Annotated in this window: 14 protein-coding genes and 1 pseudogene; 3 read left to right on the top strand and 12 right to left on the bottom strand. The window is 62.7% G+C overall.

What is annotated here, in order from left to right; translation table 11 throughout:
• Positions 1–4 precede the first annotated feature (4 nt).
• A complete protein-coding gene (locus JEY66_RS19685; RefSeq protein ID WP_018272208.1) occupies positions 5–1,387 on the top strand; it encodes a hypothetical protein in 1,383 nt (460 codons plus the stop codon).
• A gap of 222 nt (positions 1,388–1,609) precedes the next feature.
• On the opposite strand, the gene dhaK is transcribed toward JEY66_RS19685, so the two are convergent.
• The 12 genes from dhaK to JEY66_RS19625 all read right to left on the bottom strand — a co-directional run bounded on the left by dhaK (position 1,610) and on the right by JEY66_RS19625 (position 11,745).
• A complete protein-coding gene (gene dhaK / locus JEY66_RS19680; RefSeq protein ID WP_018272209.1) occupies positions 1,610–2,593 on the bottom strand; it encodes a dihydroxyacetone kinase subunit DhaK in 984 nt (327 codons plus the stop codon).
• Between the two features lie 37 nt (positions 2,594–2,630).
• Positions 2,631–3,053: a hypothetical protein gene (locus JEY66_RS19675; RefSeq protein WP_018272210.1), complete on the bottom strand. Its 423-nt coding sequence runs from the start codon at positions 3,051–3,053 to the stop codon at positions 2,631–2,633.
• Complete coding sequence (ptsP, locus tag JEY66_RS19670; RefSeq protein WP_018272211.1) at positions 3,046–4,662, bottom strand: phosphoenolpyruvate--protein phosphotransferase; 1,617 nt, start codon at positions 4,660–4,662, stop codon at positions 3,046–3,048. The genes JEY66_RS19675 and ptsP overlap by 8 nt, the downstream gene beginning before the upstream one ends.
• A gap of 1 nt (position 4,663) precedes the next feature.
• Positions 4,664–4,966, bottom strand: coding sequence for an HPr family phosphocarrier protein (locus JEY66_RS19665; RefSeq protein ID WP_063607060.1), 303 nt, complete (start codon positions 4,964–4,966; stop codon positions 4,664–4,666).
• A gap of 31 nt (positions 4,967–4,997) precedes the next feature.
• A complete protein-coding gene (dhaM, locus tag JEY66_RS19660) occupies positions 4,998–5,390 on the bottom strand; it encodes a dihydroxyacetone kinase phosphoryl donor subunit DhaM (protein WP_016843407.1) in 393 nt (130 codons plus the stop codon).
• The gene (dhaL, locus tag JEY66_RS19655) at positions 5,387–6,010 is read right to left on the bottom strand and encodes a dihydroxyacetone kinase subunit DhaL (RefSeq protein WP_016843406.1); all 624 of its coding nucleotides are present in this window, start codon (positions 6,008–6,010) and stop codon (positions 5,387–5,389) included. Before dhaL ends, dhaM begins: the two co-directional genes overlap by 4 nt.
• 21 nt (positions 6,011–6,031) lie before the next feature.
• Positions 6,032–7,057 (bottom strand): ABC transporter ATP-binding protein, encoded by a 1,026-nt coding sequence (locus JEY66_RS19650; protein ID WP_018272213.1) that lies wholly within the window; start codon positions 7,055–7,057, stop codon positions 6,032–6,034.
• A complete protein-coding gene (locus JEY66_RS19645) occupies positions 7,050–8,147 on the bottom strand; it encodes an ABC transporter ATP-binding protein (protein WP_018272214.1) in 1,098 nt (365 codons plus the stop codon). Before JEY66_RS19645 ends, JEY66_RS19650 begins: the two co-directional genes overlap by 8 nt.
• 4 nt (positions 8,148–8,151) lie before the next feature.
• Positions 8,152–8,370, bottom strand: coding sequence for a hypothetical protein (locus tag JEY66_RS19640; protein ID WP_016843404.1), 219 nt, complete (start codon positions 8,368–8,370; stop codon positions 8,152–8,154).
• On the bottom strand, positions 8,367–9,344 hold the full coding sequence (locus JEY66_RS19635) for a carbohydrate ABC transporter permease (RefSeq protein ID WP_016843403.1): 978 nt from the start codon (positions 9,342–9,344) through the stop codon (positions 8,367–8,369). The genes JEY66_RS19640 and JEY66_RS19635 overlap by 4 nt, the downstream gene beginning before the upstream one ends.
• Positions 9,341–10,315, bottom strand: coding sequence for a carbohydrate ABC transporter permease (locus tag JEY66_RS19630; RefSeq protein WP_016843402.1), 975 nt, complete (start codon positions 10,313–10,315; stop codon positions 9,341–9,343). The genes JEY66_RS19635 and JEY66_RS19630 overlap by 4 nt, the downstream gene beginning before the upstream one ends.
• 71 nt (positions 10,316–10,386) lie before the next feature.
• Entirely contained in the window at positions 10,387–11,745 is a 1,359-nt protein-coding gene (locus JEY66_RS19625) for an ABC transporter substrate-binding protein (RefSeq protein WP_018272215.1), read from the bottom strand.
• Positions 11,746–12,225: 480 nt separating this feature from the next.
• Here JEY66_RS19625 and JEY66_RS19620 point away from each other — a divergent pair.
• Both JEY66_RS19620 and JEY66_RS19615 read left to right on the top strand, forming a co-directional pair.
• Positions 12,226–12,408, top strand: a pseudogene (locus tag JEY66_RS19620) (hypothetical protein); the annotation flags it as partial.
• Between the two features lie 491 nt (positions 12,409–12,899).
• The gene (locus JEY66_RS19615) at positions 12,900–14,084 is read left to right on the top strand and encodes a HEPN domain-containing protein (RefSeq protein ID WP_085964835.1); all 1,185 of its coding nucleotides are present in this window, start codon (positions 12,900–12,902) and stop codon (positions 14,082–14,084) included.
• Positions 14,085–14,501 lie beyond the last annotated feature (417 nt).

The following is a 14,501-nucleotide window of genomic DNA, read 5'->3' as shown; positions in this document are numbered from 1 at the left end:
AGTCATGCCGCAATTGAAAGACAAAGTCGGTCGGTTTGCCGCGACGGGTCGCAGCTGCCAGAATTGGAAGCAAGACCAGGAGCTGGTCATCTCCCTGCTCAACAAGATTGCAATCTCCGACGGAGGAGCCGAGACCACGCTCAAACCGCAAATGGTCGTGACGGGTCACGCCAGCGACAGCCTCTACCACTCGATCCTGTATTTCCAGCAAAAGAACTTCCCGGGCACGCCGGACGGCTATATCCGCCCCGGCGGACCAACATTCACTCGGCTCGTCGACCTCGCGACAAAGGCGACCGCCAAGCCTCCTCCTCCCAAGGGTCAATGGGATGCGATCGCGACGCCATCCGTCGATGCCGCACTCCGCAAGGGTCTGCTCGACGATTCCAAGCTGGATTACGCGGAAGTCGTCGATATCATCAGGGCGACCGTCACGGACGGCATGGTCACCGCATTCGAGCTGGACGACCTGACCACCATTGCCAACACCTCCAGAACGCTCTCTCCGACCTCGAAGAAGCTCATCACGCTCTTCGTCGGCGACGAAAAGAAGAAGTGGCTCGGGATTGGTCCGTACGATCTCAATTCGGACCAAAAGAAGCTCGCCGCCGAGATGGTCTGCGATTTCCTCAAGAACACGAGGACCACATTCTTTCCGAAGCTCGACCCGCACCGAGTCGGGATAGGCATTCTCAGGCGAATTGCGAAGCCGAGCCTCATAGATCAGGATCAGGCGAGCATGTGCGGCCCCTCCGCGCTGATGTTCAGCTACGCATCCGACAAGCCGGGGCAATATGCGCGGTTCGCCATCGACTTGTATCAGAAGGGGCAGGCGAACCTCGGCCGCCTGCTGATCAAGCCAGGAAAGGACGTGAAGAACTACACGCCGCCCTACTCGCTGGACCATGTCGATTGGCTGACATGCGCCTCCATTCGCGACTCCGAAAACTGGTTCCTCGATTTTGACGACACCGGCAGAATAAGCGATGTAGCGGGGATCACCTTGCCGAGCGAAATGGAGCAATGGTTCCGCAAGGCCGGATACCAGGACGTGCGCGAGGAGACCAATCTGAAATTCAGCAAAGGCCTCGACAGCGTCAACGAGGCCAATAGTCTGCTCGCCGGCGGATATCGCGTATGCCTGTTCATAAGCGCCAACATGATCGAATACGACGACCAGTCGGACGAAGGCTCGGTGTTGACGCGGCACTGGGTCGTTTTGCGTGACAGGATACAAGTGTCGAACGGAAACGTGACGACAACGATCTTCACATGGGGCAAAGGAGATTACGCGATCCCTCATCCGGGCAAGGGTGGCGCCCAGAAGCCCCTCTCAATTGGGGACTTCCTCATGAATTATTACGGGTACGTTGCTGCCAAAGCGTGAGTGGAGAACGAGCGCTCTCGCCACGCGTTGCGGAATCGCTTGGCACTCACGATCATCGATCGTCGGAGAGCTCGTCTACTCCGCACAAGAAGATGCCGTGCCCGACGGGCACGGCAAGTTTCAGGGAGGATGAACCGGCAGACTTCCGGTGCATGCCTGAGACCCCGGCCCCATCATCGATCAGGGCGCAACCTGAAAATCAGCGGCCGCTCACCGCAGCGGTCACCATTTCAATGCGGCCGTGCGCACGGGATGATCCCAGAGCGCTGCGGACTCGCTGTCGAGCAGGCTCACGGTGAGCGAGCAGCCCGCCATGTCCAGCGATGTGACGTAGCTGCCGACCAGCGAACGGGCGACGCGCAGGCCCCGCTCCTCGAGCATCCGGCGCGCCGCGTTGTACATCAGATAGAGCTCGATCGTCGGCGTGCCGCCGAAGCCGTTGACGAGCAGCAGCGCCTCGGTACCGACGCGCGCGCCAAGATCATCGGCGATCGCGGTGATCATCTCGGCGGCGATCGCGTCGGCCTGCGCGAGCTTGACGCGGCGGCGGCCCGGCTCGCCGTGAATGCCGACCCCCATCTCCATCTCGTCTTCACCAAGAGCAAAGGTCGGCGTGCCCGCAGCCGGGACGGTGCAACTGGTCAGCGCAACGCCCATCGAGCGCGTCTGTGCGTTGATGCGCTCGCCGAGCGCCACGCAGGAGCTGAGATCGGCGCCTCTCTCAGCGGCGGCGCCGACGATCTTCTCGACGATCAACGTGCCGGCGACGCCGCGGCGCCCGATACTGTAGGTCGACTTCTCGACCGCGACATCGTCGTCGGTCACGATGGTGGCGGTGCGGCCTTCGGCGATCTCGGCCGCCATCTCGAAATTCATGCGGTCGCCGGCGTAATTCTTGACGATGAACAGGACGCCGGCATCGCCCGCGACCGCCTGTGCGGCCTCGACGATCTGGTCCGGCGTCGGCGAAGTGAACACCTGGCCGGGACAGGCGGCATCCAGCATGCCGTAACCGACGCAGCCCGCATGCAGCGGCTCATGCCCGCTGCCGCCCCCCGACACCAGCGCGACTTTCTTCGAGTTCAGCTCGCGGCGGCGAACGAATTTGCGCTCGGCGCCCAGCACGACCAGATCGGCGTGCGCGGCCGCGAAACCGTCGAGGCTTTCTGCGAGCATGTCGTCGACCGAATTGATGAACTTCTTCATGGTGTCCTCCCCGCTTCGTCCGTTCGGCGTTTCTCGCCTATTTTTCCCGCATGATTGCAATCAGGCGCCGTGTGAACTCCTGAAGCAGCGTGTCGAGCTCGGCGTTGCGCTTGGCGCTGCCGAGGTCCGGCAGATGCAGCGTCAGCGTCCGCTCGTGCGAGCCTTCGCTCAGCCGGCCGACGCGGCGCGGATGCGCGCGGGCATAGGCGCGAAGGAAGGCGCTCTTTGCTTGTGGCGGGAAGTGGCAGACGTCGAAGATCGTGTTGAGATGCTGCACCGGGATCGGCACCGGATAGGCCGGGTTGCTGATCTGGCTGACGAAGCTGCGGTTCTTCCCCATGGCATGGGCGAGCCGCAGCCGCATGCCGGACGGGCGGCTCTCGAGCACCTCCTTGAAGATGCGCTTGTAGACCGCAACCGCGCCGGCTTCGGGCGCATCATCGGCCGCCGTGTCAGCCAACGCTGCCTCCGCTGCTCAGCCGGTCGATGGTGTGCTTGATCTGCGCCAGCGCCGAGGCGTTCACGGACAATTCGCGCAGTCCGCAATTCAGCAATGCGGGCAGGCAGCGCGGATCGCCGGCCATGTCGCCGCACAGGCTGACACTGATGCCGGCGCGGCGGCCGTGCTCCGCGGTCCGCGCGATCAGTTCGAGCACTGCAGGATGCAGCGGGTCCATCAAGGGGGCGAGAGCTCCGTTGGAACGATCGCAGGCCAGGACATATTGCGCGAGATCGTTCGAGCCGATCGAGAAGAAGGCGGCTTTGAAGCTAGATACCGCGAGGGCCGCCGCCGGGACTTCGACCATGATTCCCAGCTCGGGAAGCATTGCGGCAATGCCGTCCGCCAGCAAGCGCTGCACGATATCGGCGAACAGCTTCCGTCCCGCCTCGAGCTCATCCGCCGAGGTGACCATCGGGAACATGACCTTGAGATTGCCGCGTATCGCCGCGCGTGCCAGCGCGCGGAGCTGAACGGCAAAGATCTCGGGCCGGGCCAGGCACAGCCGCAAGCCGCGCACGCCGAGAAACGGATTGGCCTCGCCATCCAGCGTAAACCCGGGCACCGGCTTGTCGCCGCCTGCATCGAACGTGCGGATGGTGACGGGCCGCTGGCCGGCCCAGCGCAACACCGCGTCATAGGCCTGGAATTGGGTCTCCTCGTCCGGCACGCTCCGGCCGGCGAGCAGGAATTCAGTCCGCATCAGGCCGATGCCGTCGGCATACTGCGCGTCGGCATGTTCGAGATCCTCGACGCGCTGGATGTTGATGAAGAGCTTGATCCGCTCGCCGCGCCAGGAGGCCGTCGGCCGCCGCAGGATCGCGCGCGCGGATGCCCTGCTCTTGAGATGGCTGTCGCGCCGCTTCTCGAACGTACGGACCTGTTCGGCATTGGGATCGAGCTCCAGCGTCGCGCCTTCGCCGTCGAGCAGCGCCGTGGTGCCGATGTCCGGAATGGTACCGAGTTGCACCACCATCGGGATGCCGCGCGCCCGCGCCAGCATCGCGACATGGCTGGTCGGGCTGCCGCGCAACAGCGCCAGGCCACCGCCGCCGGACCAGTCGATCTCGAGGAATCGCGATGGCGGCAGATCGTCGGCGCAGACCACGCCCCCGCTCGGGACCTTCAGCGGCTGCCCCTGGTCGCCACGCAGAATGTGGACCACGCGGTCGCGCAAATCCGCAAGATCGGAGGAACGCGCTTTCAGATAGTCGTCCGGTGCGGAATTGTAGTCGGCGATCTGCGCGTCGAGCGTCGAACGCCATGCGATATCGGCTGGACGTCCCTCGCCGATCGACGCGAAGACCGCCTCGATCAAATCCTCATCCTCCAGCAGCGCAACCTGGAATTCGAGAATCTGCGCGGCTTCGCCGCCGGCGCTGGCGGCAAGATCCGCGATCTGGCCACTCGCGACGTCGATCGCATTGCGCAAGGCCAGCGCCTCCTCGACCAGTGTGCCGGCCACACGCTCGCCGGCCGCGCCCGCGTCGACACGGACGAACGGGCCATGGGCAAAGCCGATCGAGGCGGTCCTGCCGCGGTAGGCCAGCCCTGCAGCGCCGCCCTGCATGCTATGGTGCTCCATCCGGGAAATCGCTTGCGATCAGATCGACCAACGCCGCGACCGCGGCCTCGGCATCGCTGCCGGAGGCCTTGATCTCGATCGTGCTGCCGTGTGCCGCGCGCATTGCCATGATCTTGGCCACGCTCTTGGCATTGATCCATTCAGGCGCGCCCGCGACCCGCACCGAGATCTGAGCCTGGAATTTCTTGGCGAGCTTGGTCAGCTTGACCGCGGGGCGCGCGTGCATGCCAACCGCGTGCACCAACCGTACATTGCCGGTGAAGATCTGTTCGTCCGCTTTATCAAGCATGCTCATCATCCATCATCGCTTCGCCGCCGCCTCAGTCGGCAGAGAGTTCCTCGGCCACGGCCCTGACCTGGGCCAGCGAGCTGCCGCCCGCAGCTTCGGTCGCCGCCATGACGGCGCCCTCGACGATCGGCGCGTTGCAGACGACAACGAGCTCGCGTCGCGCCGGCTCCAACATCTCGACCGCCATTTCGCTGTTCGTCTCGGCGCCGCCGAGGTCGACAAGCACAGCAACGCCTTTCGACGACCAGGCGTCGTTGATGGCGTCGATGATCAGCGGCACGCTGGTGCCGAGACCACCGTCGGGATTGCCGCCGCAGAAAGCGACCTTGACCTCGCTGCCGACCATTTGCCGTACCATGTCTGCGGTTCCCTTGGCGATGTCCCGGGAATGCGAGACGATCACGATCCCTACGGTATCGGTCATTGCCGCGCCTCCAGGCCAGCGCACACAGCGTGCAGCAGAACGCAGCTCGATCGCGCCCCGGGATCGACATGACCGACGCTGCGCGCGCCGAGGAACGACGCCCGGCCCTTGGTGGCTTGCATCGGCACCGTGCGCTCGACCGCTTCAGCCGCGGTGGTGCGCACCCGCGCGATCAGATCGGGTTGGCCGGCGCCGGCCTTCAGCGTCTCCAGCACCGGAACGAGCACATCGAGCATCGTCTTCTCGCCGGCCTGCGAGCGGCCGCGCGCGCTCACCGCGTCCACTCCGCTGCCGAACACGTCGGCGAGATCATCAGGCAGATGTTTGTCCTGCGACAGCGCCTCGCCCGCGGCGAGAAAGAAGCTGCCATAAAGCGGACCGGAGGCGCCGCCAACCGTCATGACCAGGGTTTTGCCGATCGTCTTGAATGCCTCGTTGAGCGGCTGCGCCGAGATGGCATCGAGCTTGCCGAGCACGGCTTCGAAGCCGCGTTTCATGTTGGTCCCGTGGTCGCCGTCGCCGATCGCCTGGTCCAGACTCGTGAGCTCCGGCGCGCTGGCGATGACCTGCTCGGCGGCCGCCTTGAGCAGCGACTTGAATGTCTCGGGTTGCACAGACATCTATCTGAACCTCTCGCTCCTCTATTGAACCATCGCGCCGATACGTTGCCCGGCACGGTCGAAACACAGCGGCCGCACCAGTTGCAATTCAACCTCCTGGCCGGCCCGCAGCGGTTGATGCGGATCCGCGAGCGTCACCAGTGTTTCGCCCTTATAGTCGAGGTGAACGTGATTCTGCTCGCCGAGGTGCTCGACGCGATGCACCCGGCCGATCATCTGCCCGCCGTTGCGCGCGGCGATCTGAAGGTGCTCGGTGCGGATGCCGACCGTCTCGGTTTCCGGCGGCATCGCCACATCGGACAGCAGCCGTGCGGGCAGGAAATTGATCTGGGGCGTCCCGAGCCGCGACGCGACATAGCTGCTGGATGGATTTTCGTAGATCTCCCTCGGGGTGCCGAGCTGAAGCAGCCGGCCGTCCTTGATCACGCCGATCCTCGATGCCATCGTCATGGCCTCGACCTGATCGTGGGTCACATACAAGATGGTCGCGCCGAGCTCGAGCTGGATCCGCTTCAACTCGAGGCGAAGCTCGGCGCGAAGCTTTGCATCCAGCGACGACAGCGGCTCGTCCATCAGATAGATCGAGGGATCGCGCACCAGCGCGCGGCCGATCGCGACCCGCTGCATCTCACCTCCCGACAGGCGGGTGGCGCGATTATTCAGCTTGCTGGCGATGTGCAGGAGATCCGCGGTCTGCTCGACACGCCTGCGGATCAGCGGCTCCGGCACGCGCCGCGCCGGAGAGCGCAGCGGGAACGCGAGGTTGTCATAGACCGACAAATGCGGATACAGCGAATATTGCTGGAACACGAATGCGATGTCTCGCGCACCCGGCGGCTCCTGCGTCACGTCGCGCCCCCCGATCATGACCGAACCGGCATCGGGGCTCTCGAGCCCGGTAATCAGTCGCAGCGTCGTGGTCTTGCCGGCGCCGCTCGGCCCGAGCAGGACGAGGAATTCGCCGTCGCTCACCGTCAGCGAAAGGTCGCGCACCGCCTCCACCGCACCGAAGCGCTTGCTGATATTGCGCAAGCTGACGTCAACCATGGCGCACGCCCTCCTCGCCGGCGGTCCTGATTGCAAGGCCGCTGCCGGCATCGAACAGTGAGAGCCGAACGGAGTTGAATTCGAGGCCGACCGTCTCTCCGATCCGCACCGAGGCGCTCGACGGCAGCCGCGCCGCGAGCCGCCCATACGCCGTGTCGATGGTGACGATCTGCGTCGTGCCGAGATATTCCGCGCCGAACACCTCGCCACGAACGGATCCGGCGTCGGTGAATCGAATATGCTCCGGACGAACCCCGAGCGCCAGCGCAGCGCTGGCGCGGTCCTCGCGGATCTCGGGCACCGCGAGCCTGGCGTCGTGGAAATCGATCGCCCGGTCACCAGATCGCAGGCTGCTCTCGAAGCGCAGGAAGTTCATCGGCGGCGAACCGATGAAGTCCGCGACGAACATGCTGGCGGGCCGGTCGTAAACCTCCTGCGGCGTACCGATCTGTTCCACGCGCCCCTTGTTCATGATCGCGATCTGGTCGGCCATCGACATCGCCTCGAGCTGGTCGTGGGTGACATAGACCGTGGTCGCCTTGATGCGATCGTGCAGGTCGCGCAGCTCGCCGCACATCAGATGGCGAAACTCGGCGTCGAGCGCGCCCAGCGGCTCGTCCATCAGGAAGGCCTTCGGACGGCGCACCATGGCTCGCCCGAGCGCGACGCGCTGGCGGTCGCCGCCGGAGAGCTTCGATGTCTTGCTCGACAGCAGATGCTCGATCCGCAGCATCCGCGCGGTCTCCTGCACCCGCTCGCGAATCTGGTGCCGCGCCATACCCTGGCACTTCAGCGGGAAGCCGATGTTCTGCCCGACATTCATATGCGGATAGAGCGCGAACAGCTGGAACACGAACGCGATGTCGCGGGCGGCGGCACGGTGGAACGTGACGTCCTCCCCGTCGAGCAGGATCTTGCCCTCGGTCGGAAGCTCGAGGCCGGCGATCATGCGCAAGGTGGTGGTCTTGCCGCAGCCGGACGGGCCGAGCAGCGCGAAGAACGTGCCGTCGTCGATGGTGAAGCTCGACCCTTCCACCGCGGTGAACTGATCGAACGACTTGCGAAGATCTTCGACGCGGATCTGAGCCATGGCGCTATTCCGGAAAGTGGCTGACGACGACGAAGCCGGCCGTGCCGGCGAGAATCGTCACGAATGAATAACTGTACAGATCGATCGAGAACGGCTGCACCAGCATGAAGATGCCGCCCCCGATCAGGGTCATCGCAACGGCTTCCCAGCGCCCGCGGCTGAACAAGCGATGCAATGTCGTCTTGGTCCCCTTGGTCTCCTTGGCAACAGCAGAACCGCTCATTTGCGCACCGCTCCGAAGGTGATGCCGCGCAGCAGATGCTTGCGGAGCAGCACGGTGAACATGACGATGGGGACGACGAACAGCGTGGTCGCGGCGGCAACCGCTGGCCAGTCCTGCCCGCCCTCACCGATGATGAAAGGGATGAAGGGCGGCATGGTCTGCGCCTCGCCGCTGGTCAGCAGGACCGCGAAGGCGTATTCGTTCCAGGAGAAGATCAGGCAGAAGATCGCGGTCGCCGCAATTCCGGTGACGGCCTGCGGCAGCACCACCTTGCGCAGTGCCTGCAGCCGCGTGTAGCCGTCGACGAGGGCCGCCTCCTCGTATTCGCGCGGGATCTCGTCGATGAACCCCTTGAGCAGCCAGACCGCGAGCGAGACGTTCACGGCGGTATAGAGCAGGATCATTCCGAGCCTGGTGTCGGTCAGGTTGAGCTGCCGGTACATCAGATAGATCGGGATCGCGACCGCGACCGGCGGCATCATCCGTGTCGAGAGAATGAAGAACAGGAGATCGTCGGCCAGCGGAATGCGGAAGCGCGAGAAGGCGTAGGCCGCCAGCGTACCGAGGAATACGGCGAGGAACGTCGAACCGAACCCGATGATCAGCGAGTTGACGAAGCGCGGGACGACTTTGGACGGTCCGGCGATGACCATGTCATGCTTGCGGACGAGCTTGTCATACCACGTCTCCGGCGGCGGCAGCTTGGCGATGAAATCGGGTGTCTGGCGGGTGCGCACCGTGAACAGGTTGACATAACCTTCGAGCGTCGGCTCGAAGATCACCTTGGGCGGATAGGCAATGGCATCGCTTTGCGACTTGAAGGCGGTGGCGACGATCCAGACTAGCGGCAGGATCGTGATCAACGCATAGAGGATGACGAGAGCACCGGCGAATGCCTTGGTGCGCGGCGAGGCCTCGACGATCGAGTGTGCGCTGGATCTGGCCAGGACGGATTTGGCTACGGCAGCGGTCATCGTTGCTTCACCTTGTTGAGCGCTTTGACGTAGATGTTGGCGGCACCGAACACGGTCACGAACAGGATGATGGCGAGCGCGGAGGAATAGCCGGTGCGCCATTTCTCGAATGCCGCGCGCTTGAGCGTGATCGATACGAGTTCGGTGGTCGACCCCGGTCCTCCCGACGTCAGCAGGTTGACCATGTCGAACATCTTGAAGTTCTCGATCGCGCGAAACAGCACGGCCAGCATCAGGAACGGCACCGTCATCGGCAGCGTGATCGACCAGAACTGCCGCCAGGCCGAGGCACGATCGACTTCAGCCGCCTCGTAGATATAATCCGGGATCGAGCGCAGTCCGGCGAGACAGATCAGCATCACGTACGGCGCCCACATCCAGGTGTCGACGAGCACGATGGTCCATGGCGCGAGCGCGACCTGCCCTGTCATGCTGAACGAGCTCGGCGGCACACCAGTGAACAAGCTGATCAGATAGTTGAACGGGCCGATCTGCGGCTGCAGCAGCAGCGTCCAGAAATTGCCGACAACCGCCGGCGACAGCATCATCGGCAGCAGGATGATCGTGGTCCAGAAACTGTGGCCGCGGAATTGACGGTTGATCAGAAGCGCGAGCCCAAAGCCGACCACGACCTGCAAGGCGACCGAGCAGATCACGAATTGCGCGGTGGTCTGAAGCCGGAACCAGACGTCCTCGTCGTTGAGTATGTCGCTGAAATTGTCGAGCCCGACAAACCGCAGCGGCAGATAGGACATGCTGAGGTTGAGGCTGGTGAAGGACAGCCGGATCATCCAGACCAGCGGGAAGATATTGATCGCGAGCAGCAGCGCAATCGTCGGCGCGACGAACAGCCACGCGATGGTCCGGTCGGACAGACCATGGACGCGGCGCGCGGCACGGGATTCGGCGGGCTCGCTCACGCCCGGGATCGTAGCATGATCGGGTTGCAGGATCGTCGTCATCTTGTCCATCGGCTGGGCTGGTTCGGCTTCCCCGAGGCTGACCTCGGGGAAGCCAGTTCAGTTGGGACGCGGCGTTCGGGCTATTGCGAGGCGACTTGCTTGCCCTGTTCCTTGAACACCTTGGTCCAGTCCTTGACCAGGAGATCGAGCGCCTGCTGCGCCGTGCCCTTGTCGGCGACGACGTAGTCATGCACCCGCTTCTGCATATCAAGCAGCAGCTGGGCGTAGGACGGCTCGGCCCAGAAGTCCTTGACGATGCCCATCGACTCCAGGAATTGCGGCGCGAACGCCGCGCTCTTCGGGAAGTCCGGCGCGTCGACCACCGCCTTGAGCGCCGAGTAGCCGCCGATCTGCCACCATTTCTGCTGCACGGCGGGCTGCGCGAACCACTTGATATAGGCGAGCGCGTCGTCCTTGCGGTCGGAGGTCGCAACCACCGAGATGCCCTGTCCGCCGAGCTGGGTGAAATGCCCCTTCGGGCCGGCGGGATTGACGAAGAAGCCGATCTTGTCGCCGCCGACATTCGGATCCTTGTAGAGGCCGGGGAAGAAGGCGAACCAGTTCATCTGCATCGCGACCTGGCCGGACTTGAAGGCATCTAAGCCTTCCTGCATGTAGGCGTTGGTCATGCCCGGCGCGGTGCAGCACTTGTAGAGCTCCTTGTAGAATTCGAGCCCCTTGGCCGCCTCGGCGGAATTGACGATGCCCTGCATCTGGTACGGCTTCTTCGGATTGTCGTAGCTGAAGCCGTAATTGTAGAGCACGTTGGTCACGCCCATCGTGATGCCTTCGGAGCCGCGCTCGGTGAAGATATAGGCGCCATAGACCTTCTTGCCGTCGATCTCGCGGCCTTGGAAGAACTCCGCGATCTGCTTCAACTCGTCATAGGTTTTCGGCGGCGCCAGATCACGACCGTACTTGGCCTTGAAAGCCGACTGAATGTCGGGTCGCGAGAACCAGTCCTTGCGATAGGTCCAACCCACGGCGTCGGCCATCGCCGGCAGCGCCCAGTAGTTCGCCGAGTTCTTTGGCCACTGCGAATAGCCGACAACCGTCGCCGGGACGAAGTCGTCCATCGAGATGTGCTCTTTGTCGAAGAAATCGTTGAGCTTGACGTACCACTTGTTCTCGGCGGCGCCGCCGATCCACTGGCTGTCGCCGATGATCAGGTCGCAGAGCTTGCCGTGGGAGTTGAGCTCGTTGAGGAAGCGATCCGCGTAGCTCGTCCAGGGGACAAACTCGTACTTCATCTCGATGCCGGATTGCTTGGTGAAATCCTTGCCAAGTTCGACCAGCGCGTTGGCCGGATCCCATGCGGCCCAGCACAGCGTGAGCTGCTTACCCTGGGCCGCAGCTTCGCCTCCGCCAAATATCCCCAGCAGCGCCGCCCCGAGAACCGTGGTGGCCGCCGAGTTTCTCAGCCAATTGAATGTTCGCATATCCGTTTCCTCTCTCGTTGAAGCATCCAACCCGCTCGGCGCGCTCTGCCGGAGCGACGCCAAGACCCTGAAACCGAGTTTGAGGAGCGACGAGTGAAGGACGAGACGGACCGTTGCCGGAGACGGCTCCGGCATTGGCTTGGGCTCCTCCTGCACATCGGCGCTCGATGCGCGATGTTTAGTTTTTTGTATTACTAAACGTAGTACTAAAATTTTTGAGCCGTCAAGCCGGTTCTCGCGACCCTGGCGAAAATATTCGCGACGCTCGCCCGGGCAAGCGCCGACGTTTGCAATGCAACAAAATGTCTGGGATTTGCAGCGGATGCGGCGGACCACGCTTGCCGATCTGGTTCGACCGACGCAATTCGGCCCGTCCCGATAACAGGAAAGCCGGAAGGTCAGCCACAGCCGATATGTTTAGTACATCACTTTACTGAACGTTCAACAAAACAATTGAGAGCGCAAGCAGCCTCGCCTGCAATGTCTGCAGAGGCAGCGCTGACCGGGGGAGATCAAGACATCGCTGAAAGTTTACGCGCGGGGCTGCGGTTCAGATCCGCAGCAGACATCAAACGCTTCGCGGCAGGGTTCGACCCGCAGCCGATGCATCCGGATGAAGCTACGGCCGCCCAGACGCTTTCAAGGGGCCTTGCAGCATCAGGGAGAATCATTGGAGCGGGTGAAGGGAATCGAACCCTCGTATTCAGCTTGGAAGGGTTTCGGCAGCTGAATACCGTCAACGCTCATTCGGACAATCCACCCCCAAAACCAACCATTGAACCGCAACGGCAATTTTACTCTGTCCGAAGGGGCGCGAGCACTGAACCTCGACGCCCGGGCGGCCCTTGGAGACCAGCCAGTTTGCGCCGGACGTCGCTTGGCAGACGCATCTGCCCTAAGAGCGGTTTTTCGTATCTAATTGCCTCATGCCAACGAATCGAAACACCAGATGGGTTAGCGATATCGAGTTTGTGTTCGCCGAATGCATGCGGATTCGAACCGCGATCTCCGCTGCGGTCGAACATAGTCCTGCCAGTTTGCAAGACCTTCCGAAACAGGACTTGTGGGGCGAGCTACCTCACCCGGATGGTAAGGGAACGATAACGTGCGGGCGCGCGGCTGACCATCGGATTTGGCGGCTTGCAGAACAGGCCGTGAAATACAGCGATGCCGTAGGCACCATCGAAATCGCGCCGGTGTACAAGGCGCTCGGCAAGATCCTCGTCCAGCGCTTTCTGACTGAGCGCCGCCCGATCGATGAACAGCAGGCAGAACGGGCTCTCTCGTCGGCAGTCAAAGAAGCCAAAAAAGCTCGCACGGACCGAACGCACTATTTCCCCTGCCGGCTAATGCACAGCAAGGAACCTCCAAGTTTCACGATCGGGCCAGTTACGTTCTACACGCTCGAACGCTTCAACAAACTGATGGCTCCGCACTACGAAAACTACCTACAGCGTGGTGGTGAGGATTGGAAAAAGGAGTCGGACGAACGACTGCTTGCCAGCGCAAAGCACTACTATGACGGTTTCACCTGGGTCGGCGAGGTCAACGTACTGAATTGCGACGACCGCACCTCGTTCGATCGTGCCCGGATGGCGGTGACCGGAGCGGTCAACATCGTGCATATTCTGTTCGGGGCGTATCACACGCGCCGAATGGATATCGGCGGTCCGCGCCTCGCAACGGACCGCCGGGCGCATATGTCGCTCGATCCCAAACAAAGCCTGTATATCTCGTGCTCCAGCGCCGCTACCTCGGCCGTGGGGTTCGAGGACGATTGGGGCAAATTTCTCGAAGGCGAGAATATCGCGGTACTGCTTCGCGCCGCCGACAAAGCGCTCGAAACGATTGTCAACCCAGCGATCGAGCGGACGCTGGGATCACGCTTGTTGGACTCAGCTGCATGGTTCGGCGATGCCGTTCGCGAGGACTCCCCCGCCGCACAAATCATCAAGGCGGTAACGGCACTCGAACGACTGGTGCTAACCTCCGAACACGAAGACATCAAAAGAACTGTTAGCCAGCGCAGCGCGGCGATTCGGTACGACCCAGCGGACACCAAGTCATTTGACGAACTGGAAAGTGAGCTGGCCGAAGCCTACGTGATGCGGTCTCGCCTCGCCCACGGTTCTCTATCGCCTTTCGATCCGGAAGTCAGAGCCTTCGCTCCGGTCTGCCTGGAGCGGGTCGAACAAGTGATCTGTTGCGGATTGGGCTTGTTTGAGTCGCACGGGCTCTTCGACCGTGAACTGACGAACAGACAAATGGCCGAAGGATTCGACGGTCTGATCTCATTTGCGGAGAAGCGTGACGCCGCTTCCAACGGTGCTCCCGCCTGAAACGCACCGGGCATATGACGTGCGCCTGAAACGAAAACCGGCCCGCGACAGGTGGCGCGGGCCGATCTTTTGGAGCCGGAGCGAAGAAGGCGCGAGTAGCAACACACCACGCCATCACCGAACCAGCAGATCGAAGGAGACACGATCGGCTGGCTCACATGGTGTATCGCGTCATCGTTGCGGTGGCAACGCGGTAACAACCCGCTTTGCACATCCGCACATTCACGCGCCGAAAATAAAATGCGTGATCTTTTCTCACGCGTAACCAGCAAACCCACCCGCGACGCGCCGAACACAGGAATTGCAGAAACCCGCACAAAATGGGCACTTCTGCGATACCTGCTCTATTGGCGCGTAGCAGGATGATTTCTTCGCGATGGGTAACCAACATTTTCTCACGCGGAACAAGCAACGCGA

It is taken from the genome of Bradyrhizobium elkanii USDA 76, assembly GCF_023278185.1.
In the GTDB taxonomy this organism is placed as follows: Bacteria; Pseudomonadota; Alphaproteobacteria; order Rhizobiales; family Xanthobacteraceae; genus Bradyrhizobium; species Bradyrhizobium elkanii.
This window is presented reverse-complemented; position numbering and strand designations above follow the sequence as displayed.

What these genes read in the sequence shown, in the direction of transcription:
- JEY66_RS19685 (WP_018272208.1), top strand. Translation starts at nt 5, where the DNA reads ATGCCGCAATTGAAAGACAAAGTCGGTCGGTTTGCCGCGACGGGTCGC.
- dhaK (WP_018272209.1), bottom strand. Translation starts at nt 2,593, where the DNA reads ATGAAGAAGTTCATCAATTCGGTCGACGACATGCTCGCAGAAAGCCTC.
- ptsP (WP_018272211.1), bottom strand. Translation starts at nt 4,662, where the DNA reads ATGCAGGGCGGCGCTGCAGGGCTGGCCTACCGCGGCAGGACCGCCTCG.
- JEY66_RS19665 (WP_063607060.1), bottom strand. Translation starts at nt 4,966, where the DNA reads ATGCTTGATAAAGCGGACGAACAGATCTTCACCGGCAATGTACGGTTG.
- dhaM (WP_016843407.1), bottom strand. Translation starts at nt 5,390, where the DNA reads ATGACCGATACCGTAGGGATCGTGATCGTCTCGCATTCCCGGGACATC.
- dhaL (WP_016843406.1), bottom strand. Translation starts at nt 6,010, where the DNA reads ATGTCTGTGCAACCCGAGACATTCAAGTCGCTGCTCAAGGCGGCCGCC.
- JEY66_RS19650 (WP_018272213.1), bottom strand. Translation starts at nt 7,057, where the DNA reads ATGGTTGACGTCAGCTTGCGCAATATCAGCAAGCGCTTCGGTGCGGTG.
- JEY66_RS19645 (WP_018272214.1), bottom strand. Translation starts at nt 8,147, where the DNA reads ATGGCTCAGATCCGCGTCGAAGATCTTCGCAAGTCGTTCGATCAGTTC.
- JEY66_RS19640 (WP_016843404.1), bottom strand. Translation starts at nt 8,370, where the DNA reads ATGAGCGGTTCTGCTGTTGCCAAGGAGACCAAGGGGACCAAGACGACA.
- JEY66_RS19635 (WP_016843403.1), bottom strand. Translation starts at nt 9,344, where the DNA reads ATGACCGCTGCCGTAGCCAAATCCGTCCTGGCCAGATCCAGCGCACAC.
- JEY66_RS19630 (WP_016843402.1), bottom strand. Translation starts at nt 10,315, where the DNA reads ATGGACAAGATGACGACGATCCTGCAACCCGATCATGCTACGATCCCG.
- JEY66_RS19625 (WP_018272215.1), bottom strand. Translation starts at nt 11,745, where the DNA reads ATGCGAACATTCAATTGGCTGAGAAACTCGGCGGCCACCACGGTTCTC.